Source organism: Thermoflavimicrobium daqui (assembly GCF_003313465.1).
Lineage (GTDB): Bacteria > Bacillota > Bacilli > Thermoactinomycetales > Thermoactinomycetaceae > Thermoflavimicrobium > Thermoflavimicrobium daqui.
Map to the genome: position 1 here is coordinate 1 of NZ_KZ845666.1, position 24646 is coordinate 24646.

27 protein-coding genes and 1 rRNA gene are annotated in these 24646 nt (G+C 37.4%); 6 read left to right on the forward strand and 22 right to left on the reverse strand.

Going from position 1 to position 24646, the window contains the following annotated elements:
* Positions 1–256, reverse strand: a 16S ribosomal RNA gene (locus tag DL897_RS08205); the annotation flags it as partial.
* A 328-nt stretch (positions 257–584) separates the two neighbouring features.
* Here DL897_RS08205 and DL897_RS08210 point away from each other — a divergent pair.
* Entirely contained in the window at positions 585–1028 is a 444-nt protein-coding gene (locus DL897_RS08210; RefSeq protein ID WP_113658675.1) for a DUF2614 family zinc ribbon-containing protein, read from the forward strand.
* Between the two features lie 404 nt (positions 1029–1432).
* Positions 1433–2791, forward strand: a complete 1359-nt coding sequence (locus DL897_RS08215; RefSeq protein ID WP_113658676.1) for an AMP-binding protein — start codon at positions 1433–1435, stop codon at positions 2789–2791.
* A 63-nt stretch (positions 2792–2854) separates the two neighbouring features.
* Here the strand turns inward: DL897_RS08215 and DL897_RS08220 are convergent, their stop codons facing one another.
* From DL897_RS08220 to DL897_RS08255, 8 genes are all read right to left on the reverse strand, one after another.
* Positions 2855–3172 (reverse strand): YbjQ family protein, encoded by a 318-nt coding sequence (locus DL897_RS08220; protein ID WP_113658677.1) that lies wholly within the window; start codon positions 3170–3172, stop codon positions 2855–2857.
* 134 nt (positions 3173–3306) lie between these two features.
* Complete coding sequence (gene perR / locus DL897_RS08225; RefSeq protein ID WP_145962210.1) at positions 3307–3744, reverse strand: peroxide-responsive transcriptional repressor PerR; 438 nt, start codon at positions 3742–3744, stop codon at positions 3307–3309.
* Positions 3745–3992: 248 nt separating this feature from the next.
* A complete protein-coding gene (nth, locus tag DL897_RS08230; RefSeq protein WP_113658679.1) occupies positions 3993–4640 on the reverse strand; it encodes an endonuclease III in 648 nt (215 codons plus the stop codon).
* Positions 4641–4661: 21 nt separating this feature from the next.
* Entirely contained in the window at positions 4662–5450 is a 789-nt protein-coding gene (locus tag DL897_RS08235) for a class I SAM-dependent methyltransferase (protein WP_113658680.1), read from the reverse strand.
* A gap of 16 nt (positions 5451–5466) precedes the next feature.
* On the reverse strand, positions 5467–5931 hold the full coding sequence (bcp, locus tag DL897_RS08240; RefSeq protein WP_113658681.1) for a thioredoxin-dependent thiol peroxidase: 465 nt from the start codon (positions 5929–5931) through the stop codon (positions 5467–5469).
* An 86-nt stretch (positions 5932–6017) separates the two neighbouring features.
* The gene (locus DL897_RS18200) at positions 6018–6209 is read right to left on the reverse strand and encodes a hypothetical protein (protein ID WP_168188713.1); all 192 of its coding nucleotides are present in this window, start codon (positions 6207–6209) and stop codon (positions 6018–6020) included.
* Positions 6206–6427 (reverse strand): spore germination protein, encoded by a 222-nt coding sequence (locus DL897_RS08250; RefSeq protein ID WP_113658683.1) that lies wholly within the window; start codon positions 6425–6427, stop codon positions 6206–6208. The genes DL897_RS18200 and DL897_RS08250 overlap by 4 nt, the downstream gene beginning before the upstream one ends.
* 108 nt (positions 6428–6535) lie before the next feature.
* Complete coding sequence (locus DL897_RS08255) at positions 6536–6970, reverse strand: Hsp20/alpha crystallin family protein (protein WP_113658684.1); 435 nt, start codon at positions 6968–6970, stop codon at positions 6536–6538.
* A 121-nt stretch (positions 6971–7091) separates the two neighbouring features.
* Between DL897_RS08255 and gerPC the strand changes: the two genes are divergently transcribed.
* Positions 7092–7379 carry a spore germination protein GerPC gene (gene gerPC, locus DL897_RS08260; protein WP_168188714.1) on the forward strand — a complete coding sequence of 96 codons (288 nt, stop codon included), beginning with the start codon at positions 7092–7094 and terminating at the stop codon, positions 7377–7379.
* Between the two features lie 30 nt (positions 7380–7409).
* On the opposite strand, the gene DL897_RS08265 is transcribed toward gerPC, so the two are convergent.
* The 6 genes from DL897_RS08265 to DL897_RS18205 all read right to left on the reverse strand — a co-directional run bounded on the left by DL897_RS08265 (position 7410) and on the right by DL897_RS18205 (position 13539).
* Positions 7410–8195: an ABC transporter permease gene (locus DL897_RS08265; RefSeq protein WP_113658686.1), complete on the reverse strand. Its 786-nt coding sequence runs from the start codon at positions 8193–8195 to the stop codon at positions 7410–7412.
* A gap of 2 nt (positions 8196–8197) precedes the next feature.
* Positions 8198–8950: an ABC transporter permease gene (locus DL897_RS08270; RefSeq protein ID WP_113658978.1), complete on the reverse strand. Its 753-nt coding sequence runs from the start codon at positions 8948–8950 to the stop codon at positions 8198–8200.
* 34 nt (positions 8951–8984) lie between these two features.
* The gene (locus tag DL897_RS08275; RefSeq protein WP_113658687.1) at positions 8985–9992 is read right to left on the reverse strand and encodes an ABC transporter ATP-binding protein; all 1008 of its coding nucleotides are present in this window, start codon (positions 9990–9992) and stop codon (positions 8985–8987) included.
* Between the two features lie 89 nt (positions 9993–10081).
* A complete protein-coding gene (locus DL897_RS08280; RefSeq protein WP_113658688.1) occupies positions 10082–10837 on the reverse strand; it encodes a sporulation protein in 756 nt (251 codons plus the stop codon).
* A 25-nt stretch (positions 10838–10862) separates the two neighbouring features.
* Positions 10863–11600 carry a sporulation protein gene (locus DL897_RS08285; RefSeq protein WP_168188715.1) on the reverse strand — a complete coding sequence of 246 codons (738 nt, stop codon included), beginning with the start codon at positions 11598–11600 and terminating at the stop codon, positions 10863–10865.
* Positions 11601–11634: 34 nt separating this feature from the next.
* Positions 11635–13539, reverse strand: a complete 1905-nt coding sequence (locus DL897_RS18205) for a hypothetical protein (protein WP_168188716.1) — start codon at positions 13537–13539, stop codon at positions 11635–11637.
* Positions 13540–13765: 226 nt separating this feature from the next.
* Here DL897_RS18205 and DL897_RS08300 point away from each other — a divergent pair, with 226 nt between their 5' ends.
* Together DL897_RS08300 and DL897_RS08305 are read left to right on the forward strand one after the other, a co-directional pair.
* Positions 13766–15064 (forward strand): glutamate-1-semialdehyde 2,1-aminomutase, encoded by a 1299-nt coding sequence (locus tag DL897_RS08300; protein ID WP_113658691.1) that lies wholly within the window; start codon positions 13766–13768, stop codon positions 15062–15064.
* A 5-nt stretch (positions 15065–15069) separates the two neighbouring features.
* Entirely contained in the window at positions 15070–15474 is a 405-nt protein-coding gene (locus DL897_RS08305; RefSeq protein ID WP_113658692.1) for a globin domain-containing protein, read from the forward strand.
* A 141-nt stretch (positions 15475–15615) separates the two neighbouring features.
* On the opposite strand, the gene DL897_RS08310 is transcribed toward DL897_RS08305, so the two are convergent.
* From DL897_RS08310 to DL897_RS08335, 6 genes are all read right to left on the reverse strand, one after another.
* Positions 15616–16128, reverse strand: a complete 513-nt coding sequence (locus tag DL897_RS08310) for a hypothetical protein (RefSeq protein ID WP_113658693.1) — start codon at positions 16126–16128, stop codon at positions 15616–15618.
* A gap of 462 nt (positions 16129–16590) precedes the next feature.
* Entirely contained in the window at positions 16591–17007 is a 417-nt protein-coding gene (locus tag DL897_RS08315; RefSeq protein WP_113658694.1) for a YjdF family protein, read from the reverse strand.
* 181 nt (positions 17008–17188) lie between these two features.
* Positions 17189–18175, reverse strand: a complete 987-nt coding sequence (locus DL897_RS08320) for a sensor histidine kinase (RefSeq protein ID WP_113658695.1) — start codon at positions 18173–18175, stop codon at positions 17189–17191.
* Complete coding sequence (locus tag DL897_RS08325; protein ID WP_113658696.1) at positions 18172–18867, reverse strand: response regulator transcription factor; 696 nt, start codon at positions 18865–18867, stop codon at positions 18172–18174. The genes DL897_RS08320 and DL897_RS08325 overlap by 4 nt, the downstream gene beginning before the upstream one ends.
* Positions 18868–18936: 69 nt before the next feature.
* A complete protein-coding gene (locus tag DL897_RS08330) occupies positions 18937–21645 on the reverse strand; it encodes an ABC transporter permease (protein WP_113658697.1) in 2709 nt (902 codons plus the stop codon).
* Positions 21642–22382: an ABC transporter ATP-binding protein gene (locus DL897_RS08335; protein ID WP_113658698.1), complete on the reverse strand. Its 741-nt coding sequence runs from the start codon at positions 22380–22382 to the stop codon at positions 21642–21644. Before DL897_RS08335 ends, DL897_RS08330 begins: the two co-directional genes overlap by 4 nt.
* A gap of 394 nt (positions 22383–22776) precedes the next feature.
* Between DL897_RS08335 and rlmD the strand changes: the two genes are divergently transcribed.
* A complete protein-coding gene (gene rlmD / locus DL897_RS08340; protein ID WP_113658699.1) occupies positions 22777–24162 on the forward strand; it encodes a 23S rRNA (uracil(1939)-C(5))-methyltransferase RlmD in 1386 nt (461 codons plus the stop codon).
* A 175-nt stretch (positions 24163–24337) separates the two neighbouring features.
* Here the strand turns inward: rlmD and DL897_RS08345 are convergent, their stop codons facing one another.
* Positions 24338–24646, reverse strand: a complete 309-nt coding sequence (locus DL897_RS08345) for a cytochrome C oxidase subunit IV family protein (RefSeq protein WP_113658700.1) — start codon at positions 24644–24646, stop codon at positions 24338–24340.

A 24646-nucleotide genomic window follows, 5' to 3' on the forward strand; every position in this document is an offset into this window, starting at 1 on the left:
TCACCAACAAGCTAATGCGCCGCGGGCCCATCCCTAAGTGGTCGAAACCTTTTACGATTCGCTCATGCGAGCGAAAAGATTATCTGGTATTAGCCCCGGTTTCCCGGAGTTATCCCAGTCTTAGGGGCAAGTTGCCCACGTGTTACTCACCCGTTCGCCGCTAGGAGCTTTCCCGAAGGAAAACTCCCCGCTCGACTTGCATGTATTAGGCACGCCGCCAGCGTTCATCCTGAGCCAGGATCAAACTCTCAAAAAAATTCTTAGCGATAGCTTCGTACTTCTTGTCCCGGAATCTACAATTCTGGGACTACCGCTACTAGTTTGATTGCTCATCAGAATTAACGAGTCATGTTTCACTCTTTAGTTTTCAAGGAACACTTTCAGTTGTTTCACCGCTTTCTTGCGGCGACATTTAATAATTTAACACACATATAAATAGGTGTCAACACCTTTTTTATATTCTTCTTCTCATGAATTACATTGCTTGATTTTATTGACTCATGATACAATTTACTTGTTTTATTTGATTCACTATTTCTTGTTCCTTCTTTAATCACTTTCAAGCTTACTAAGGAGTTTTTATCATGTCTACAAAACGTAAACCTAAGCTTGCTTTTCTTTTATCTGGGAAGTTAAATAAAATTCGTACATTTGCTCTCTTTCTTATCTTCTTGGGCTTGGGAGTTATGTACATTGGCTTTCTCTTCCCTAGTCTTATGCAATTATTTTTTATTCTTGGTATGCTCTGGGTTTTAGCAAGTGTAGGCATCTATTTTTGGACAGGTACCTTATCTCTCCAATCTCTAAAAGTGAATTGCCCTGTTTGCGGAAAGCACACGAAAGTTTTAGGGAGACGAGACGAATGCATGCATTGCGGAAGTATTCTGTCTGTAGATCCAGCTGATGCGCTAAAAAGCCAAGCTCCCAATCCAACGCAAAAAAATGATTCAAAAGAAGAAAAGTACGATTCTGCTCCTACAGAAACAAACTCTCCTTCTACTCAAAATGACAAAAATGAAGAAAAGTAATACCATTAGCTTCCCTTTAAAATATGTCTCGCTTACTTAATACACTAACATGCTACTAAAAATTAAAATTATCGATCTTTATAATCAACTGTTTCGTGTAGGATTAGTGATGCCGATTAACCAGAAATAGGTAACGAGGGAGAGGTATTTGCCTTACGTTCCTTCTACACGGAAACCATTGGTATAGGTTTAACTTTTCTTTATAAGTACTGATCTTCTAAAGGTATAAACGAATAGTCCCCTTGTCTTTAAAGTTATTATAAGTTAGATGAACAAGTGACTGATTTAGAAGAGACAATTGCTATCACTTAAAAAGCTCTCCTTCACAAGCAAGAGAGCTTTTTCTATCGTCTTTATACCTATTTAATTTAGGATTCCTTTATTCCGAAAGGAGGTTTTATTTCTTGAATTCACATAATCTTATTGAGATGCTTGCTCATACAATCAAGCACTTTCCAAGTGAAACAGCTATGAGTTGGAAACAAGATGATCAGTTAAAACATCTTTCTTATCAAGAACTTTGGAGTATTATACGTGATTTTGCAATGGGACTTGAAAAGATAGGTATTCGTCCTAAATCGAAGGTAGCTATCTTTGCTGACAATCAGCCCCGTTGGATTATAAGCGATTTAGCCATTCTTAGCCTAGGAGCTATATCTGTCCCTATCGATCCGAAAACTTCTAGCGAGGGAGTTCATGCCATTTTAAAAGATGCTGAAGTCGAAGCGATCATTTTTGGAACTCCCGATCAACTTAGGCACATTTCTCCTTTACCCAGTCAAGTCAAATATCTAATCCATTTAAATCAAGGTGATATGGGTTTTTCTGATATTCTAAACTTTGAAAAGTGTATACAAATCGGCAGAACCACGACCTTAGAAACAGAAGATTGGGTCTACTATAACATCCAATCTCATGATCCTGCTACCATCACATATTCTCTTTATCCTGATAAGCCATTAACAGGAGCTATGCTCTCCCATGGGCAAATCTTACAAAACCTGCATTCTATTTCTTATCTTATCCCTATTTCTACAAACGATTTTACCTATTCACCTTTAACGCTTGCTGATCCATTTGCTAGAATGATGGGATATTTAATTATGCTAAAGCATGGAGCTACGCTTATTTTTCAGAATCCAATAAAGCCAATCATTGAGCAATTACATGAAAGTTGTCCAACGATTTTAATTGGAACTCCTACTCTATTTAATGAGTTATATGATCACCTTTACCATCAAATTAAACAAGCTTCCTGGTTCAAACAAAAACAATACGAATGGGCGTTACAAGTAGCACAAGAGTACATAACCTATACTAGATATGGTCAAAATCGCAACATTCCATCCTTCCTCACTCAAAAATATATGATTGCAGAATGGCTCATTCTCTCTAAGTTAAGACAAAAAATAGGTGGAAAACTTCGCTTCTTGCTTTCAACAGGTGATCCTCTCGCTGCAGAAAAAAGTCAACTCTTCACACAAATAAATGTTCCACTCATAGAAACTTACTGTTTACCAGAGTGTACTTCTCTAATTACTTGTAATTACTGGCCTCACATCAAACCAGAAACAGTAGGCAAGGCGATTCCTGGTGTAGAACTTGATATTTCTACAAATGGTAAGCTTCTTGTTAAGAGCCCCAGTATGATGATTCAATATTATAATCAGCCCGATAAAACGAGGCAAAAAATTAAAAATGGGTGGGTACAAACAGACATACTAGCTCATATCGATGCAGAAGGTTATGTCAAAATAATGTAACAGCTATCTAATTGACAGTGATAAAAGAGTTGATTTCCATGTTGGAGATCAACTCTTTAGTCGTTAAGGCTTTAATTTTACAGCCGTTCCTGTAACAATACATGTTAGTAATTCGCCACGTACCGCTTCAAAGTCTAAATGGACTCCCACTATCGCATCAGCTCCTAGTTTCTGTGCTCTTTCCTTCATCACCTGAATAGCTGTATTTTTCGCTTCTGCAAATTTCGTTTCATATTGCCCACTTCTCCCACCAATCACATCTGTAATTGATGCCAATAAATCACGAACAATATTCGCTCCCATTATTGCCTCACCACTTACCACATCTAGATACCTATCAATTCCTTTTCCTTCAATTGATTGCGTTGTCGTAATGATCATTTGAGTCCTCCGATATTTTAAAGCTTTTCTTTAATATAACCTTCTTTACAATAAGCTATGATCCATCAGATCTATTCATAATAAAAAAGACGCCTCTCTTATCACATTTGAGTGATAAGGAAACAGCGTCCATTTTAATTGACTGGATATTCATGTTGACAACCTGGACAAACACCATAAAATTCCATACGATGAGATTCTACCCGATACCCGGTGTTCTTTGATGCTTCTTGCTCAGCATCTATTAAAGAAGGATAATCAAAGTCAGTAATTTTACCACATTTTTTACAGATAACATGATAATGCTCAGTCATATTAGCATCAAATCGACTTGAGGCATCACCATATGTTAGTTCTCTAACTAACCCTGCATCTTTAAATAAACGTAGATTATTATATACTGTTGCAACACTCATATTCGGAAAATTATTCTCCAAGGCTTTATAGATCTCATCTGCAGTTGGATGACTCATTGACGAAAATAAAAAATTTAAGATCGCATGTCGTTGCGGGGTCATACGTACGCCATTTTGCTTTAGTTTTTCTACAGCTACATTTAGTCGGGAATTCATGATGATCTCCCTCTTTCTATAAACCGTTCATAATGAGAACGATTCTCTTTTAATAATATCTATAAATAGTCTACGATGATCTCCAAAGTTTGTCAATGGAAAGCAAAGGGAGATAGAATAGTAAGCTGTTATTACTTTCCCCCCTCTGTTTTATTTCACTCTATCCCTAGTAGCTCAGATTCATGAACAAATCTATCCAAATTAAGAAAAAAGGATCTGCTCTTTTAGAGCAAATCCTTGATATTTCTCTATTTTACCGCTTGTTTTCCACTCCAGCAATATGGAAGAAGTTCACACATTGTACATTTGGGATTACGAGCACTACACACTCGCCGTCCATGCCAAATAATTCGATGATGTGTATCGCTCCACTCTTTTCTAGGAACTTTTTTCATAAGTTGCTGCTCTGTTTCAAGTGGTGTCTTACTATCTGCAAGCGCAAGGCGATTAGCAACCCGGTGTACATGCGTATCAACTGCTAAAGCTGGTACTCCAAAAGCATTACTTAAAACGACATTCGCTGTTTTTCTACCTACACCAGGTAGCTTTTCTAGTTGCTCACGACTTTTGGGAACTTGTCCATCGTATTGTTCAACTAAGATCTGACACGTTTTTAAGATATTTTTACTTTTATTACGAAATAATCCCAAACCTCTAATATATTCTACTAACTCTTCTTCAGTTAGCTTAATAAAATCTTCTGGGGTAGGATGATCCTGGAATAATTTTTCAGTTACTTTATTGACTTGACGATCTGTAGACTGAGCAGATAAAATCGTTGCAATTAGGAGTTCAAAAGGATTACGAAAGTTTAGTTCACAGTGAGCATCTGGATACATCTGGGATAAAGTATCAAGAATTTTTCGGGTAGGTACACGTTTAGGCTTCTTACTCATCCAGATCACCCCCTACAATTATCACTGACTCACTCTGATCACTTTTTTTGCCTCAATAATCAACTCTTCACTTCGATGATCAAACGGGGCACGGTAAAAAGAACCAAACCGATTTTCGATGCGAAGACCACATAATGCCAACAAGTGACTTAGTTCAACTGGAAAAGTATAACGAATACGCATATCTGATTTGATTCTACACAGTGACTTTCCATGTTCATCAAAATGCTCAAAATAGCGTATCACATATAATATCTGATAAAATGAGTCCACTTCAGTATAATCATATACTTCTACTTCTTCTCTCCCACCAGGAATAGGAAAAGTGCCACGGAAAGCATATTTTCCATCTATATCAATTAATTGATCCATCTGGGGAGAAAAAATATTCATTGCAAAAAGCCCATCATTAGATAAATGACGATAAATTCGCTTTAAAGTGGCTAGCTGATCTTGGACTTGAATTAAGTGTGAAAAGGAACGATAGGGAATAATAATGAGTGGAAACCTTCGTTCCTTTAAATCGAGCTTTGCCATATCTGATTCAATCCATTCCACTTGATGAGCTAAACCAAGACTTTCTGCTTTTTGTTGGGCTCGCTCTAACATGTTGGCAGATATATCTACTCCAACAACAGGAATTCCTTCTCTTGCTATTGCTAAGGTACAACGACCTGTTCCACAACCTAATTCTAACACAGGTCCACCATATTGCTTTGCTAATTCTACATAGTATGTAATATCATGATCAAGGCCTGTCGAAGTCCAATCATAGTAATCAGGCCAATCATACATTGAATTTTGCTCCATTCTCCCCACCCAACTTTTATAACTGTTCTTGAATAAATTTTAATGCTTCTTTAACATGGTCTTTCACTTTTACCTTTCGATAAATTTTTCGTACAATTCCTTCTTGATCAATGATAAATGTTGAACGTTCAATTCCCATTACTTTTTTTCCAAACATGGTTTTCTCTTTAAAAACCCCATATTGTTCGCACACTTTAGCTTCTGGATCACTTAATAGCAAAAAAGGCAGCTCATATTTTTGAATAAACTTTTCATGCGATGCAATTTTATCGCGACTAACTCCTAGAATTACCGTGTTTAACTCAGTAAAATTTTTATGGTAATCACGAAAGTCACAAGCTTCTGTGGTACATCCAGGTGTCATATCTTTTGGATAAAAATAAAGCACCACATACTTACCACGAAAATCAGATAAGGATACTTCTTGACCATTAGATGCAGGCAAAGTAAAATCAATCGCTGGTTGACCTTCTTGAATCATACCAAGTGCACCTCCAAAATAGATATTGGTCTTAGTATATACTGAATAGAGTGTATCATGTCCGACATATAAATGATACGTTTTTTCTATGGGGTTGGTGGGGTTGGTGGGGTCGGTGGGGTTGGTGGGGTTGGTGGAGTTGGTGGAGTTGGTTGGGGTTCTATAGGCTGTTTGTCTTCTTCTGGAGTTTGGACTAGATTAATTGTGGTACCGATATTCAGGGACCCTGCATTACTGATGGTTGTAACCTGAATCATCCGAATACAAATCTGAATCATAATCCCCCCACCTCAGTGATTTGATCCTCCACATCTGGATCAATATATATATTGCGTTCCAGATCTATGTTACGAGGGAAATCTCCGATTGGTCCTGAACCTCCCACTGTTTTGGTAAAAGATTGTGCACCGATATTAATTGTACTGCCAAAGTTAACGGATGCAGAGTTAGCGACACTAATAATTTTTATATTAAATACATTATTAACTGATCCCATTCTATAATCCCCTTCCTGTTGAACCACGAACTACTTCCATAGTTACTTAGCCTTTATATGCAGTTTTCTCATGCCAAAACAAAAAAAGAAGGGAACAATCTTAAAATGTTAACCTTGCTCAACAATCCTAATTTTTTGTTTATTCTTATATGGCTTTAACTTAGAGAAACGAATCTCTAGTACACCTTTACGATATCGAGCGTAACTCTGTTTCTCTGATACAGTCGTTCCTAAGGGAATCATTTTCTGAAATGTTCCTTGCTTACGTTCCACTAAAAAAGATTGATAACCTTGATAAGGAGAAGGAATAGTTCCTTTCACCCATAATGTTTCTCCATCTACATGTATGTCAATGGAGTGAATATCTTCAACTCCAGGTATATCAATAACAATAATCACTTCATTTTTAGTATGATACACGTCTGCACATAGCTCATTATCCCTCGATACATTTACGTTTACGATATCATCAAAAAAATCCTCTCCCAAAAAACTTCTAACCAGCTGTTGCCAACGTTCTGTGCCTGTTTTTACTTTTGCCATTAAACCACCCTTTCTCCCTAATCGCCTATAGAATATGCAAATTGAGCCTATTTGGACACTACATAGTATGAATTATCTTCACATGATCATATAAATAAAATAAAGAAAGGGGGAGAGGATATTGCTAGCAGATATATGGCATCGATTAAATCAACTAGAAAAAGAATTAGCCAAATTGAAAAACGAAAATAGGAATTTAAAGGAAAAAATAGAGTCTCTTCAATCCCTAAAAATCGATAAAATTGAATATAAGATTCATGAGCTCAAGGTTCAGACTTTGAGCGGGACATTAAATGTAGGATTAACATCTTCTGGAGATGCTAAAGATGTTAAAAAAGTTGTTGATCAGATTGTTAAGGAAGAAAAAACCAATATTGAAGTAGACCTTGATATGGAAAGCCCAAGCTAAAAAAGCTGGGTAAATTGCACCCAGCTATCACTAGTTCCCTGCTCCACGGTAGTTACGAATACCCCAATTCCAAACAAATACTCCAATGCAAAAATATACGATTCCCACAAGTGGAGTAATCATCGCATACCACTGCCAATGACTTTTATCAAGTAAATAACTTGCTGGATAAAATCCGACAAAGGCAAATGGTAAAATCCATGTAAGGACAAACTGAATCACTCGATGATAAACATTGATAGGATAACGTCCGTATGTTCCGATATTAAACATAATGGGCTGTATATCCGATTTTGAGTCTGTAAATAAACTGATACTGGTTAAAGTAATAAAAATACCAGCATAAATAGCAACTCCACCTAACGCAAATAGCAAAAATAATAGCGGATCAAGCCAAGTCCATGTTAGGTCTAGTCCCATTGCCGCCCATCCCATCACAATAAACCCAGTAACTACTCCGATTAATGACTCAGGAGTCATCGTTTCCATAATAACTTGAACTAAGCTGTGTACGGGTCGTGTTAGAATGCGATCCAATTCTCCCCGAATAACATACCTCTCATTAAAATCCCATAAATTAAAAATAGCTGAGAAAATAGCCCATGGAATCAAAAAATAACCATAGATGAAGATCACTTCATAACGATTCCAGCCGTTTAACTGACTCGTGTGTCCAAAAATAACCAAGATAAAAACCAAGTTGACTGCTTGAAATAAAAAATCGGTTACAAATTGAGCTAAAAAGTCCCAACGATAAGCAAGACGAACCTTCATATACTGTTTAAAGTATTCGAGAAATAATTTAAGATGAAACATGGTTAACCACCTTGTACTACTAAAGTTTTCTTCGCCCTGTTCCAAATCATTTGAATCGGAATACAGAGTAAGATACACCATGCTATCTGAATAAGTAAGGCGTGTATCCACTCACTTCCACTTAATCCTTTCACGAGGATCATGCTTGGCAAATAACTGATTGCTTGAAAGGGTAAGTAATTTAATATCATCTGAGCCCACTCAGGATAAAAGGTAATGGGAATAAACAGTCCAGACAATAAATCAACCATTACACGTTTCGCACGGATTAAACCTTGGTTATTCAAAACAAAAAAAGCAAGAAGCCCTGTAAGTAAATTTAGCTCCACATTTACAATAAAGCCCAATAATAAGCTTAAAGCAAATTTCAGCCAAACACTCCCTACCGTAGGCAGTACAATCGGAAATACTAAGGAAACGACAATCATTCCAGGAATGCTAAATAATAACAAACGGAATAACCCTTCACCAAATCCTTGAAATACTTTAACCAACAAATAATGATACGGACGAATTAACTGAATTGCTACCGTTCCATCACGGATTTCTTGTGCAATCTCTCGATCCAAGTTATTAAAATAAAAAGCTCGAGCCATCCAAGAAATCGCGATATAAGTGGCCATTTGGACAGCAGTAAGCCCTTGTAAACTCTGATTATTACCGTAAATGGCCATCCATAAAAAATAGTAGACTCCAATATTTAAGCTATAAATGATAATTCCACTATAATAATTGACTCGGTAAGCTAGCATCATCAAAAACCGGATGCGGATCACTTCCAGATAAGTATTAAACAACAGGTATCCCCTCCTGATAAATCTTGCGTACAATCTCTTCTGTCGACGCTTCTTCAATTTGCATTTCCAATATGGGAATATCTTGAACCAGTCGAGATAATAGGTCCGAGACACCTGCTTCACCACGTTCTAAATAAGCGATATATTGTCGCGAAGATTTACTCTCCCAATGAATAGATAAATCAGCGGTACGTTTTTTTAGCTCATCTAATGAAACTTCTTTTTCCATCTCAAAGAGGACTTTTCGTCCACCTCCCCATTCACTTTTCAGCTTTGTTAAACTTCCATCGTAAATGATTTTTCCCTGATCAAGCATGATTACACGAGAACATAAAGCTTCGATATCCGAAATATCATGGGTAGTAAGGAGAATCGTTGTCCCAAGTTCTTTGTTAATTTCTTTTAGGAATTTACGGATATTATCTTTCACTAATACATCGAGCCCAATTGTAGGTTCGTCTAAAAAGAGTAACTTCGGTTTGTGTATCAAAGATGCTGCTAGTTCACAGCGCATCCGCTGTCCTAAGCTCAATTTACGAACCGGTTGATCTAAGAGATTACCAATCTCTAAAATATCGATCATACGTTTTAAGTGCGGTGTATATTCAGACTTGGGGATTTGATAAACCTTTTGTAATAAACGAAAAGACTCTTGCACTGCAATATCCCACGATAGTTGACTTCTTTGTCCAAACACAACCCCAATTGTTTTGACAAATTTCTCTCTTTCTTTATGAGGATCAAATCCATTTACTTTCAATTCTCCACTCGTCGGTTGTAAAATTCCTGTAAGCATCTTGATCGTTGTAGATTTTCCAGCTCCATTTTCTCCGATATATCCAACCATTTCACCTGGCTCGATTTTAATCTCAATTCCATCAACCGCTCGAATCGTTCGATACTTACGATTTAATAAGTCACGAAAAGCCCCGATGAGTCCAGGACGACTTTGAAATACCTTAAATTCTTTGGTTAATCCTTTGGCATAAATAGCTAACAATATTTTTCACCTCTCGCTTATCATCCTATTATACTAGTTTGTCACTTTTCAGCAAAAATAGCATTCCTTTCTAGGAATGCTATTTGGCTCTAAGCCTCCATTTGACTATGAATATATTGCCCCAATTTTTCACGTAAGTAGGCAATATTTCGGATCTCATCTACCGTGAGTACGAACTGAACTAGCCGTTCATCTAAGTTCAAGGCTTCTTCCATCGAACTTTTCAGATCAACGGGCTTGCGATTGATCTCCATGATCACATCCACTTCTTTACCATGCGGCTGAAAGACCAGAGACAGCAAGTCCAAATAGTTTGCATAAGAGCTTAATGGTTGAAATCGATATACTTGGACGAATGGATTTCGCGAGTGAAATTGTTCAAAATCTAGGTCTACTTGAGTCAGGCGAAAACCAATATCTTCAATCGTTAACAGGATTTGATCAATTAACGGATGAGGTAAGACTTCAATTCCATCCAAATCAGTTGGATCAATAGCCCTTTTAATATCAAGCCCTGTTTTTAGATAAATCGGAGAGCCTCCCGTAGAAACAGGTGTATCATAAGGTAATTGAAAATGAAAAGGGATGATTTTGGTTTCATGTTGATCAATTACAAATCGATCTGTCAGGCGAAATTCGTCAATCACATACTCAGCTTGTGTTCCCTCATAATGATATTGCATCACCAAAAAAAGATAAATCTCATCGATATCTTGAGGAGCATTTCCACCTTGAATATGAACCTCTCCCAGAACCTGTTCACCTTGTCGATAAGTGGATTTTTCTAGTCGGGTATCCACTTTCGCAGCTCCGATCCCTAGGCTAGCTAAGGCATTTTCAAACATTCATCTTCCTCCTATAATAAATTCCCTATTTTCTCCGGATTAACAACTCTTGAATTTTAGATAGTGGGTCTTCTTCACAAGGCTGATTATTAATCAATAAGGTTCCACTAGGATTTTGGTGTTCCCATGTAAATGAGTAGCTAATGATATCTCCTGAACGGTATAGATTGAATACGATTAAAACATGGTCATCATTATATTCAAACTTACCATGAAGCTTATCTAAGATTCCTTGATAACGACCTGTCGGCTTAAATTCGAATATCTGTTCAAAGGGACGAGACTTTTTTTTAGTGGTAGGAGAGTTCATAATTCGATATAAAATAAAACCTGCATCCTCAATATCCTTTAAGACCTTTTGAATAAGTGGTAGTGGTAATATATTAATCCGATCTCGATCACTTGGATCCTTAGCAAACTTAATATCCAAACCTGTTTGCAAATAGATTGGAAACTGTCCAGTAGACATAGGTAAATCGATCGGCAGTTGTAATGTAAGTGGAACCGTTTTTTCTTCACCAGGAGATACAATAATCTTTTCAGCTAAATAGTATTGTTGATAAGTATGACGTACATTTTTTCCATCTTTTAAATATTCCACAATTAATTCTAAATATATATCTTCGATCTGTTGAACAGAGTCACCACCGCGAATCACAACTTGACCATCTACTTGATCTCCCGGGAAAAAATCTTCTTGATTTAACCGAGTATCTACCTTTGCTGACCCGATTCCAAAACTCGCTAACCACTTCTCAAACACTTCCAGTTATCCCCCCTAGCAGCCACAAAAACCTTTAGTTTTGTGGGGAGCGATTTGCATACATGTAATTTTTATATTCCTCAAATTGTTTGGCTAACCGAGCATGCATATGATTAATTTGTTGCACTGTTTCTTGGTTAAGTCCATGGGATGGGCTTGCTGGCTCTTCATATTTTTCTTCTACTACTGTTTCTTTTACATCTTCTACTTGCGAGTGGCTTTCATACTTATCATAAGCCTCTTCATAAGCGGGCTGCTCTTCATAAACGGGCTGCTCCTCATAAACAGGCTGCTCTTCGTAAACAGGTTGTTCTTCGTAAATAGGTTGTTCTTTAGAAACCTGTTTAGCTTCTTCTTCATAAATACGTGTAATAGGCTTGGTATTATCTAGATTTAAGCTTGAATTCTTAGCTATGCTCTCTGCACCAAATAGCTGTTCTAGCTCCTTTTGCTGCATAATCAAACGTTCTTGCATACGCCGCTCAAATTCTAAACGTTGTTCTTCTAATAACTCTCTCTCTTGTTCTTTCAGTTCTTCCACAAGTTTAGTAATAAGCGATTCCTTTCTCAGCTCAAACTCTCTTCTTTCTTGTTCCAAACGCTCTTTCATTTTCTGTTCCCATTCAAGTTGCTCACGTATAATTAGCTCTTGTTTTAAACGCTCTTTTTGTAAACGTTCGAATTCAGCTTGTTGTTGTTTTAATAATTCTTGTTCTTGCATTTCTAATTCCCGACGTTGTTTTTCTAATAGCTCTTGCTTCCGCCGCTCAAATTCTTGTCGATAAGTGGTAAGCAGATCTCTCTCTTGCAACTCATGCTGTTTACGTAGCTGATCAACCCGCTCCATTTCCTTTTTCTCTAATTCCTCACGAATCGCTTGCAAAGGAATACGAAATTCGGTCTTTTGACTTAGCTCATCTATATTAACTTGATTAGGTTTAAAAGATAACGATGGTTTCTTAGCAATAGGCGGTTGCTGCGCTTGTATTAGATTTTCATGTGCAGGTTGTTCTTCTATCCAATTTTCTCCATTTCCTCGAATAATCGTTTTGTCTAAATCCACTTTGGGTGGTAGCTTTTTCTCTTGCATAGGAATCTTAAATGTTGGTCTACCACCAACACCTTGTAACGGTGGGCGACTATCTAGGACAGATGGAGTTGGTTTTGTTGATCTTGCCGGTTTTGCTGGCTTTGCTTGTTTTTCTGGTTTACTTGCAGTTGTTGGTTTTGCTGATTTGGCTGGTTTATTACTCGCAATTGTTGGCTTTGCCTGTTTTGTAGATTTACCCGATTTCTGCATATGACTATCGATTAAGGCACTAACAAATTCCACCTGATCATTATCAATCGATTTTTCCAAGAATTGAACTAGTGTTTTCGTAAGATTTAGTTCACGAATGACTTGCTTAGCATTACCTTTTGGGAATTTTCCTTTTAGCAAGCTAATAAAAAAAGTCCCCCAATCAACGGAAGGTTCAAATGAAGTGACTTGTTCTACTCCGCAGAAAATAACTTTGATTTTCTCTTCACTGGTAATTCCGATATTACGAGGATCTTTTAAAAGATACATGGGTAGATTAAATGACTTTAGATATTCCTCCAACTCTACCATTTGCTTTGCCCAATAAAGGAATTTATCCTCGTTAACACCGTTTTTAGATACATAATGAGGTAGTGGTTGAATAGCTACATAAGGACGAACTGAAACAATATATTTATCCTCTGTATACACTTCTTTATAGGGCATAACTAATGGATTTTCGATGGAAAGGTATTGCTGAATTGAACGTGGAGGAGCTTGTCTTAATAATTTTGCTGATTGTAAATAGTAACGCTTTCCCTCAAACTTGGTGATCGCTAGTTCTCCATCAAAAAATGGGACTACTTTTTCTACTAAATAGCGACCTCTATATTTTTCGCCATTTTTAAAACACGACACGGTTTCTCGCCTCCAACCTTATTTAAAATAAAAATAATATCTATTTATATCCTTAAAAAAAGCAAACGTATCCAAATTAAGCATATCATATGATTAAAGAATCAAACAACCAAAAAGAACGAACATTCGAAGATGATTAATCCACTAACGATTTTATAGTAACCTCCATTTCTAAGCATTTATTATGTACAATGGAGTTTGAGTTGTACAAAAGGAGGAAGATACGTTGAATATTTGCACATCTGAACGAATATATCAAGAAGCACTGAACGTCATTGTTGGTGGTGTAAACAGCCCATCTCGTTCTTTTAGAGCCGTTGGCGGTGGTGCTCCTATTTTTATGAAAAAAGCTAAGGGCTCCCATTTCTGGGATGTGGATGGAAATCGATATATTGACTATCTAGCTGCATTTGGACCCATTATATTAGGACATGCTCACCCTGCTGTGCACCAAGCTATCGTTGAGGCTTCCGAAAATGGAATACTCTATGGTACCCCCACTGAAAAGGAAGTCTATTTTGCGAAGATGCTACGCTCCGCCATTCCTTCTATGGAACAAATTCGCTTTGTCAATAGTGGTACTGAAGCAATTATGACAACGATTCGCTTAGCTCGCGCTTATACAGGACGTGATAAAATCCTTAAATTTGCAGGCTGTTATCATGGACACTCTGATCTCGTTTTAGTTGCTGCAGGCTCTGGTCCTTCTACTCTAGGTATTCCAGATAGTGCTGGGATTCCACAAAGTATCGCATCAGAAGTAATCACGATACCTTATAATGATTTAGATGCACTGCAAGAAGCAGTAAACCATTGGGGAGATCAAATTGCTGCTGTGCTTGTAGAACCTCTTGTAGGCAACTTTGGCATCGTACCTCCTCAACCTGGTTTTTTAGAAAAAGTAAATGAACTGATACATCAAGCAGGGGGACTAGTTATTTATGACGAAGTAATCACGGGCTTCCGCTTTCATTATGGTGGAATTCAAACATTGTATCATATAGAACCTGATCTTACTGCTTTGGGTAAAATTATCGGTGGTGGTCTTCCAATTGGAGCATATGGCGGGCGCAAAGAAATTATGGATAAGGTAGCTCCAATGGGACCCATGTACCAAGCAGGAACCATGGCTGGAAATCCGTTATCTATTTCAGCGGGAATCGCTTGCTTACAAGAATTATCTAGCCCTGGACTTTATGAAGAGTTAGCTCAAAAAGGGAAACGACTTGCTGAGGCAATTAGGCAATCTGCCCAAGAGAACGAAATTCCGATCACTTTAAATCAATATGGTGGAGCATTGACTGTTTACTTTACGAATCAACCAGTTACCAATTATGAAGAAGCTCAAGCATCAGATGGAGAAATGTTCGCTAAGTTTTTCCGTATCATGTTAGAGCAAGGTATATATCTAGCTCCATCTAAATACGAAGCTTGGTTTATTACTACTTCACATAGTGATCAAGATATCACCGAAACAATGAAAGCAGTTGAACATACCTTTAGCCAAATGGCTTCGATGAGGTGATCAAATTGAATTCCTTCACGAGTATTTACGAAAGTATAGGTGGCGCTACCAAAGTTCGGCAATTAGTCGAAGCTTTTTATCCCCGTGTCCAAGCCCATCCTTTACTAAAGCCGATTTTTCCCGATGATATACAGCCTGTCATGGAAAAGCAATACTTATTTCTTACACAGTTTTTTGGTGGCCCCCCTCTTTACACTGAAAAATACGGGCATCCGATGTTAAGAGCACGCCATTTACCTTTTCCGATCACCCCATCACGAGCCCAAGCTTGGTTAGAGTGTATGCATCAAGCTTTGGATGAAGTAGAGATTGTTGGTGAGCCACGTGAACAAATATGGTCTCGTCTGGTCATGTCTGCTCATCATATGGTCAATCAGCCTGAAAAAACCGATCCTAAGTCTAATAGATAAAAAATGCCCATATCACATTAAAAGTGGTATGGGCTTCCTATATTTCACTTCATTTTAAATGAATGCTACGAATGCTATAAATAATAACTGGATTTGAGAGCTTCCTCAGTCACTCATCTAAAAGTGATATATGTTTTTACTCTAGTCGATTTGCTGCCAAGCCTCCTGCTGATTCATGCGATAATCAAGGATAGCTTTTCCCTCTGTATAATTCTTGGGCTCATCTTGAAAATCGAAAATTTTCCACTCCCCATTACCCTTAATAAGCCTAAAAAATAAGTATAAGTCCCTTCTTTTTGCTTTTTTGTAACTGCTAGCTGGGATATGGACAATTTGTGAGCTATATGATTCCGTCTCTGGCTCGAAGGGGTTTTGGGCAATAAAATAAGAGCCAATTAACCAGTTTTTCCCTGTATAATCCTGTGAATTTTGTTTCACCTTTTTTACTTCTTCTATTATATCTTTAACCTCAGGAGTAGCATTCGTGGCACTTAAAGAAACCACAGTTTCTTCTCTTTCAGCAATCTGTAAATCTTCTTTAACTATAGCATTCACATATTCAACTGTTACCTGTTGTGGATCACTCAAATTCGAGCAACCTGAAATCGAAACAATAAAGAAAACGATAAATAATAAAGATGAAAACTTTTTCAATACATACCCTCTTAATACTGTTCATAAGACAAAAATGAAAAATCCTAAAATTTAGAAAAATATAAAGTTGAATAATACTAAAAACTAACCGATTAGTCATTTTTATTATACAGTGAATTCCAATGATATACAATCATTGTATTTATGTAAAATGATAATAGTATTCAAAAACAACTTATAATAGTTAGCTAAATAGAGAGCCAGCTAATCAGTAAGTTAAAGATTTCTAAAAAAGCTGATCTGACATCCAATGTTTAAGTAGTTTTTTCTGCTCTTGTGGTTTAAGGTTTTGATTCATATAATACTAATTTTCATATCCATCAAATAAGGCTATGATTCCATTAGCTAACAATTTTTCTTCTATCTCTTCCTTAATCGCGCGCATCAAAAACGTCGTTCTTCTAACTGGATATCTTACCAATTAAGATACCTCCTAATCTGATCAGACTAGGAGGTATCTCATTAGCGACCGCGATGTTTGGCTTTTCTTTTTTCGATTTTTAATTGCCTTTTTCGCTCAGCTAACTCCTGTTTTTGTTGTTTTCTACTTTGAATTCGTTCTTTCTTACGTTCTTTCATCGTAAGTTTAATTGCTTCTTGAGCAAAAGTAGTAACCCCACGCTGTTTCATTTCTTTAGCTGCTTGCCGAGCTAGACGTTTTGGATTTTGCTTTTTACTTCTTTTCGTTGTGACATAAACCATCGCGTCCGTTTGTTCAATCAGCTCCAACATTTGGTATTGGATAAAGTCCAAGATTTCCTGATCTTTCGGCTCAGACCCAAAAATCTTTTTTGCTGCTTTTAACTTAGATTCACTCTGTTCTTCGACTACTCCAACCCAAAATTGACATTGGTCATCAAAATAAACCGTTAGCTTCATGAACAGCCCCCCCTGTTGAATAAGTAGTGATGGACATCCCTAGGGGAGTAAGGGAAGGTTACTGACATGAAAAGTCGATTTCATGCAATCGGACTACCAACCGATTCGTGTTTTTACACTACCTATTTTATTTATAATAGTAAGTAACCTACTTTTCTATTATAACACAAATCCTTTTCCCTCAATCGACAGGGAAAATAGGTAAAATAGCGGTAAAAGTGGTTCCTTCTCCACTCTCACTTTCCACATAAATCGAACCGCCATGTAACTCAACAAACTCTTTAGCAATAGCAAGTCCTAAGCCGGATCCTCCCGATACTCGGCTACGTGAGGCATCAACACGATAAAAGCGCTTAAAAACATAGGGTAACTTTTCAGGAGGAATCCCAGGGCCATTATCGATAATTTGGATTTTGACTATTCCTTGACTTTGCTTCAACACAATATTTACTTTTCCACCCTGCTCTGTATATTTAATCGCATTGCCGAGTAGATTAATCACTACTTGTTTCATTCTAGAGGAATCCCAGTATACTTCTTTAGACACTTTCCCCTCTACTTTCACTTCGATTTCTTTTTCTATGGCTTTGATATTTAAAGTTTCAATAATTTCTTCGAGCCATTCCTGAAATACAAACCAACTTCTTTTTATCGTAATTTGGTTTGCTTTCGCGAGACTCAACTGTTGTAAATTATGAATCAGTTGTTGCATATGAATGATTTCATCGACTAACGGTATAAGTTGATGAATGGATACTTCTTTTCCTTCTAATACCAAAGTTTCTAGTTGGCTTCGTAGGATGGTAAGAGGTGTACGTAACTCATGGGCAACATCAGCAATCAATTGCCCTCTTCGTTCTTCCTCTTTAAGAATTCGCTTACCTAATTGATTAACTGCTTGTACTACTTCAGTGAAATCATCTGACTCAAAACTCTGCTGATGAATATGGGGGTGATTAGCTGTTTCGTTAATGATCCGAGCTAACCACGCTTTTTTATGTTCATAATGATACCAGATAAGTCCAATCAAACTAATACCGCTTAGCCATAATAACAATAATAGAATGATCTTCCAACCACTATCGTGCGTTGGTATCCAAAATGCTCCTAAAATGGCTAAAGTAAATAGCACTGCAAATAAAGGAAAGAAAATACTTAACCTTTTCATTGATCTTCACCCAGTGTATAACCAATCCCAAAAACCGTTCGAATTCCTATAAAGTAAGGTGAAATCTCCTTCATTTTTTTACGTAAATTATAAATATGTGTATCAATGGAGCGCTCATATCCCAAATATTCAGCACCTAAAGCCATTTCTACCAATTGAGAGCGACTATAAACCCGCCCCGGATGAGTAGCTAAAATTAATAAAACTTTAAATTCAGTTTGGGTAAGGACTAGTTCCTTTTCTTCCAACCAAGCTTTATGTTGCTGTGGAGATAGAACCAGTCCTTGAAAACGAATAAGTTCTTCTTCAACCTTTGTACTCATACGTTCCACTCTTCGTAAAATCACCCGAATTCGTGCAACTAATTCACGCATAGAAAAGGGCTTAGTGATATAATCATCAGCTCCGAGCTCCAGTCCAAAGAGTTTATCAAACTCTTCGGTTTTTGCGGTTAGAAAAATAATGGGGACATCGGAAATCTGTCTAATCTCCCGACACGTTTCAAGTCTATTTTTCCCTGGCATCATCCAATCGAGTAAAATTAGATCAACAATATTTCCTTTAGAAACGTAATCGATCGCTTTTTCTCCAGAAGTCATAGTTTGTGTATAAAAACCTTCTTTTATTAAGTAATTACTTACAGCATCTAAGATTTTTTGCTCATCATCCACAATTAAAATATTTTTCCCCATGCCATGATCCTCCCACTTTCTAAACACACAAACAGAAGGGGGAAACGAATTTCCCTCTCCCATATGATTTTAACTGATATATCGTGTCGCTTCGACTGGAGAAACTGTCAGCGCTTTTCTAGCTGGTAAGAACGAACCAAAGATAGAGATCAATAAAGCTAAAACAAAGTACAATAAAATCTTAAATGTTGGAAATAGTTCTTGATATTTGGCTAATTTCTTAGCATCGCCAAACGGTTTTATAGTAAGCGAACCTGCATAAACACCGATTCCTGTACCGAGTAAAATACCAAGAATAGCAATAATAAACCCTTCACTAAATATACTCCAATAAACCAGCTTCTTGTCGATCCCCATAGCTCTCATCATGCCTAACTGTTGCTTGCGCTCCTGTACTTGCCGAAACATAATAACCATTAAACCGGCTAAACCAATGACTACTGCCAAGAAACTAAAGGATTCAAGCAGGGAGAAAATCACTTGTACAAAAGAACTTGATATTACCAATTGTTGTTGAGGGTTAACAAGTTGATAAGCCCCTTGTGTTGTTATTTCCTTTTGTATCTGTTTAGCCAAATGTGCTAACTTCTCTAGATGCTTTGCCTGAATCAACCATGTACTTTCAGGTTTTTGTGCAAGTCGTTCAACTTCACTTTGCTTCATCCAAATCCCAGACGAGACGAAATAGCCATAGCTCTCTGGATAAGTCTTAGCAATCCCAATCAGTTTCTTGGAGATTACTTTTCCTTCCACTTGAATCGGTACTTGATCGCCAATTTTAAATTGGTATGGCTGATTTTGTTCAAATAAATCCAAGTCCCGTCTTGAAATGATTGTCACATCTGGATTTTGCGCTACTTCTTGCCAAATCTCTTGATCTGTTTTTCCTGCTTTTTGTTCCAATTTGATCTGATTATGCCTTGCAAACTGATCATCGATTCCGTTCACTTTAATATCAGGGCTTTTGGGGGAAGTATTCGCTTGCAGAACAGATACAGCAGTGCTAATCTGATCCTGTTCCACATATTTCGACTGATTCAACATAGTTTGTAGTTCTTTCGTAGACACATGGCGCTCGCTCTTTGCAGCTAGGTCATACCCTGCTAACGCTCGGCGTGGTACCTTCTGATCTCCCCAGCTTGCAAATGTAGCTCCAATCATACTGGAAAAAGTGGTTAAGAAAAGGACAATCATAAACATAAACAGAATCAGTGAAGTACGTTTTTTATAAGCAACTGGATAACGAAAAGCGATTTGTAAAGTAGCGATCCACTTGGAACGAGTGTGTAATCCTTTTAAAATTCCAGCCAGTAGCTTCGGGATGATAAACGGAAGGAGTAGGATTGTACTAATAAAAGTATAGACAACCACACCAGAATAGATATAATTCTCTTGATTAGGTAACTCTTTGGTTAGCCAATCTTGATATGCAGGGGTTAAGGTTAACCCGATCAAAATAAAGATGGACAGCACCCACATCAGATATAAAGATGTTTTCCATTTCCTACGCCCACTTGAAAGTGAGGAGTAATTCTCTTGAATCTTAGCCTCCTGTAGCATATGGACAATATTTTGCTTGGAAGCTCGCCAAGCGATCCACATCATACAGAAATAAACGAGACAAAATCCAATTCCACCCGCAGTGAATAAGAAATTGGGTTCGATCACAAATCGATAGGACAACTCAATATCATGACTATATTGCGACATCAGATGGATCAGATCTTGTATTTGTTGAAGTACGAGTACCGACAGTCCTATACCAAGTATCATACCAAAAAAACTAGATATCCCTGCATAGACAAGCCCTTCAATACGAAGTACCCGAGCTAAATCGCCTCCATTCATCCCCATTGCTCGAATAATTCCTAATTCTCTTCGCCTTTCTTCACCAATCAGTTTAAAGATATTTAATACCAAAACAATCCCAATGATGATGGCAACTAAACTCGTAACGAAGAACAAATCGACGAACTTTTGGACATTATTTACAGTCCTAAGTACATACTCTTTAACTGGAAAATAATCCCATTTGCTTTGATCTAGTGATTTGGGGTCAATAAAGTTCGTAACAAGAATATTCGTATACCCTTCTTTGATTCCTAACGCACCGCGAGCTGTTTCTAAAGAGAGAAAAGCCGTTGCTTTCCCTTGTTTTACTCCACGATAACCAGTTAGACCATGTTCAGACACGACTTTTTTAACTATTAAAAATAGCGCCCTTTGCTTTGTAGGAATCATCAGTTGGATTTGATCCCCTTCGTCTACATCGAGTTGAGCTGCTGCACGCTGTGATAGAACAATCTCATTTGCTCCCACTTTTGTAGGGAAAGACTGAATCGCCTCAGCATCCCACTTTTTTGCTTCTGGATATGAAAAAGCATGAATAGCAATATGTGGAATGTGATTTTCTTTACCTTTTATTAAGTTTCCATAAAAGCTTACTATTGGTAAAGCCGTATACTTCTCTAGATTCTCTTTAAGTGATTGAACATCTTGTTCAGTAATTAGACCTGATTGAGCCATTATATCACTTTCAATCTTCCCAATATGAGTCATCTCATATTCTTGTAAACTCACTTGAATTGATGCATATAACATAAACGCTGTTGTGATTAAAGCTGTTCCTTCCAAGGAGCCTATTAAGGTAAATATAGTGGTTCGCTTATGTACCCATGCATTACGCCAAGCCATCCGAAATAAATGAGGTGATCGCCATAAATAATAGCCAATCATTCCTAGAAAAAATACGATAATCCCGATTCCAATCCAGTTCATTCTCCTCTTTTTCCTTTCCAACTCATATGATAGTTCCGTCTTTGCCTAGGATCTCGCTCTTGGATGATTCTACCACTATCCATATAGATGATTCGATCAGCCCGCTCAGCAATTTCTGGATCATGTGTAACTATAACAATCGTTGTTCCATCTACGCGATGAAAATGATCAAATAAATCGAGTACCCTATTACTTGTCTCCCGATCCAATGCTCCTGTAGGCTCATCAGCCCAAATCACTCGTGGATGATTAACAATCGCACGTGCCAAAGCAACCCGTTGAGCTTGTCCGCCTGATAACTCGAACGGAAAATGTTGAAATCGATCCTTTAAACCTACACGAATAAGTGCTTCTTCCGCCCGCACACGAGCCACCTTGGGTCCCATTCCTTGGGATAAAAGTGGTAATTCTACATTTTCTATCGCTGTTAAGACAGGTATTAAATTATAACTCTGAAAGACAAATCCCATCCGTCTTAAGCGATAATTATCCCGCTTTTTCTCTTTCATTTCATATAGGCTCTCACCTTCAATGAAAACTTTTCCTTGTGTAATGGTATCAATACCGGATAAACAATTGAGTAAACTGGTTTTTCCACAACCAGAAGGACCCATGACCGCCACCATTTCACCTCTGATAATCTCTAGAGATAATCCGCGTAATGCTTCCACTCTATTTTCACCTTGTCCAAATGTCTTCCAAATATCTATTGCTGTAATTAAGGCATTGGTATTCATTTTCTCTCTTCCTTTCGTTTGCTGCTCTTCATATCTTACATGGATTTTATCGGAATCCTATCAGGATAATATCAAGATGTTGTCAAGATCAATAGAAAATAAACTTCCATACATATTCTTTATTTCAAACAAAGCAGTGTTGAGTTAGCAAATATAATACGTGAATAGTCACATTTTCACCTATGTCCTAAGCCAACTTTATCCCTTAGAATTTCTTATCTCGTATTGAAGGACAAGAAAATGGCTCTCTGGTTTGGTTTTACATGAATTAATTATTGGGCATACCTATTTCATTCATCCATATTCTTTAGTTTTTTGGCATCTACATCGGACTTCGTTACAATAGAGTTTGAATTAAGTATGAACTGGTGGACAAAGGTGGTTATATGAAACAATGCGTACAAAGAAAAAAATTCACTTACATAAAGGACAGATTGTCGAGCTTCCTATTCGACGATTAGGGATTAATGGAGAAGGTGTAGGATATTATCAAAAACAAGTTATTTTTGTTGAAGGAGCGATTCCAGGGGAATTTGTGGTAGCGCGAATCGATGAAGTCGAAAAAAATTTTGCTAAAGCTAAACTAGTCCGTTTGAAGAAGAAATCAGCATATCGGATTCAACCAAAGTGTCCCATCTATGAAACTTGTGGGGGCTGCCAGTTACAACATATTGACTATCGATTTCAACGTCGGTTGAAACGAGAACTTGTACAAGAAGCCTTTCGAAAATATACAAATCTAGCTGATATTCCCATCGAGAAAACAATATCGATGTCCGAACCGTGGACCTATCGCAACAAAGCCCAATTTCCTCTTCAGAGCATTGAACAACGTGTAGTAATGGGGATGTTTTCTGCAAAATCACATCGCTTAGTAGAGATTAAAGAATGTCCAGTTCAACATCCATTAGTAAATCAAGCATTGGAAATAGTACGAGATATTATCGAGCAATTAAAAATTTCGATCTATGATGAACGTAAGCACCAAGGAGTTATTCGACATATCGTTGTACGGATTTCTTTTGCTACAAAAGAGATACAGCTGGTCTTTATCAGTCGGACCAAATCATTCCCTGAAGAAAAAGCACTCATTTCGGAGGTTATCAAGCGTTTACCTCAAGTAAAAAGCATTGTTCTAAATCATAATCCACATAAAACCTCACTTATTTTCGGTAACGAGAGTCGTTTATTATGGGGAACAGAGAAAATCAGTGAACAGTTGGGGGAAATTACCTATCTTTTATCTGCCCGGGCTTTCTTTCAGCTAAATCCTGTACAAACGAGGAAGTTATACGAAGAAGTCGAAAAACTAGCCCAACTAACAGGAAACGAAACAGTAATCGATGCATATTGTGGGGTCGGAACGATTGGAATATGGTTAGCTCGAAAAGCAAAACGGGTTTTAGGCATGGATACTATTCCAGAAGCAATCGAAAATGCCAAAGAAAATGCAGTAGTTAATCAGATTGACCATGCTGAATATGTTGTTGGTGAAGCCGAAATTCTTATTCCAAAGTGGGTGAAGAAAGGGTTAAAACCTGATTTAGTGGTAGTAGATCCTCCTCGAGTTGGTTTAGGTCAGGCACTTATTGATACCTTATTAGAAGTGAAGGTTCCCCGTATGATATATGTTTCCTGCAATCCTGCAACACTTGCGAAGGATTGTCAACAATTAATTCGTGGAGGATATCAAGTCAAGAAAGTGATTCCACTGGATATGTTTCCTCAAACAGCTCATATTGAAAGTATCACACTACTAGAAAGAGAAGTAGTTACATAGAGCATGTTGAGCGGGAGGGAATAGGGAAGCAATACGTGGCTGATTAAGAGGGCAACCTCTACATAAAATTTTACCACAAGTGTTCGGTATTTCCTTCACTTGGATTAACACTATAAAAGGGTTGACTCCCTTATTATAAAGAGTCAACCCTTTCTTTTTTCTGCTGATCTCTATGCTACATTAACATAATCCCTGCACCAGAAATGACTGCAATGAGAATGCCTGCAATCATAAAAACCGTATAGTAGGAAGAGCCTTTTTGATTTAAATGCATAAAGATAAATAGTTGTAAAAACACCTGCACTGCAGCTAGGATCAAGAGAAATGGAAGAATCATATTTTTAGGAACCACATTATTCATTACCAAGTAAAAGGATACTGCGGTGAGTGCAATCATCACAATAAATGCTAAGATGTGCTTACCTGCACCTTCCTGTTTATGAGAAGTTGTATTGGTGGTATTTTGGTTAGTATTTTGCGACAC

Coding starts and splice junctions, on each gene's coding strand:
- DL897_RS08335 (WP_113658698.1), bottom strand. CDS start 22,382: ATGAATACCAATGCCTTAATTACAGCAATAGATATTTGGAAGACATTT.
- DL897_RS08315 (WP_113658694.1), bottom strand. CDS start 17,007: ATGAAGCTAACGGTTTATTTTGATGACCAATGTCAATTTTGGGTTGGA.
- DL897_RS08255 (WP_113658684.1), bottom strand. CDS start 6,970: ATGGCAAAAGTAAAAACAGGCACAGAACGTTGGCAACAGCTGGTTAGA.
- DL897_RS08280 (WP_113658688.1), bottom strand. CDS start 10,837: ATGTTTGAAAATGCCTTAGCTAGCCTAGGGATCGGAGCTGCGAAAGTG.
- DL897_RS18200 (WP_168188713.1), bottom strand. CDS start 6,209: ATGATTCAGATTTGTATTCGGATGATTCAGGTTACAACCATCAGTAAT.
- DL897_RS08210 (WP_113658675.1), top strand. CDS start 585: ATGTCTACAAAACGTAAACCTAAGCTTGCTTTTCTTTTATCTGGGAAG.
- DL897_RS08265 (WP_113658686.1), bottom strand. CDS start 8,195: ATGTTTCATCTTAAATTATTTCTCGAATACTTTAAACAGTATATGAAG.
- DL897_RS08220 (WP_113658677.1), bottom strand. CDS start 3,172: ATGATCATTACGACAACGCAATCAATTGAAGGAAAAGGAATTGATAGG.
- DL897_RS08235 (WP_113658680.1), bottom strand. CDS start 5,450: ATGGAGCAAAATTCAATGTATGATTGGCCTGATTACTATGATTGGACT.
- bcp (WP_113658681.1), bottom strand. CDS start 5,931: ATGATTCAAGAAGGTCAACCAGCGATTGATTTTACTTTGCCTGCATCT.
- DL897_RS08330 (WP_113658697.1), bottom strand. CDS start 21,645: ATGAACTGGATTGGAATCGGGATTATCGTATTTTTTCTAGGAATGATT.
- DL897_RS08270 (WP_113658978.1), bottom strand. CDS start 8,950: ATGATGCTAGCTTACCGAGTCAATTATTATAGTGGAATTATCATTTAT.
- perR (WP_145962210.1), bottom strand. CDS start 3,744: ATGAATTCCCGACTAAATGTAGCTGTAGAAAAACTAAAGCAAAATGGC.
- DL897_RS08325 (WP_113658696.1), bottom strand. CDS start 18,867: ATGGGGAAAAATATTTTAATTGTGGATGATGAGCAAAAAATCTTAGAT.
- DL897_RS08250 (WP_113658683.1), bottom strand. CDS start 6,427: ATGGGATCAGTTAATAATGTATTTAATATAAAAATTATTAGTGTCGCT.
- rlmD (WP_113658699.1), top strand. CDS start 22,777: ATGCGTACAAAGAAAAAAATTCACTTACATAAAGGACAGATTGTCGAG.
- nth (WP_113658679.1), bottom strand. CDS start 4,640: ATGAGTAAGAAGCCTAAACGTGTACCTACCCGAAAAATTCTTGATACT.
- DL897_RS08320 (WP_113658695.1), bottom strand. CDS start 18,175: ATGAAAAGGTTAAGTATTTTCTTTCCTTTATTTGCAGTGCTATTTACT.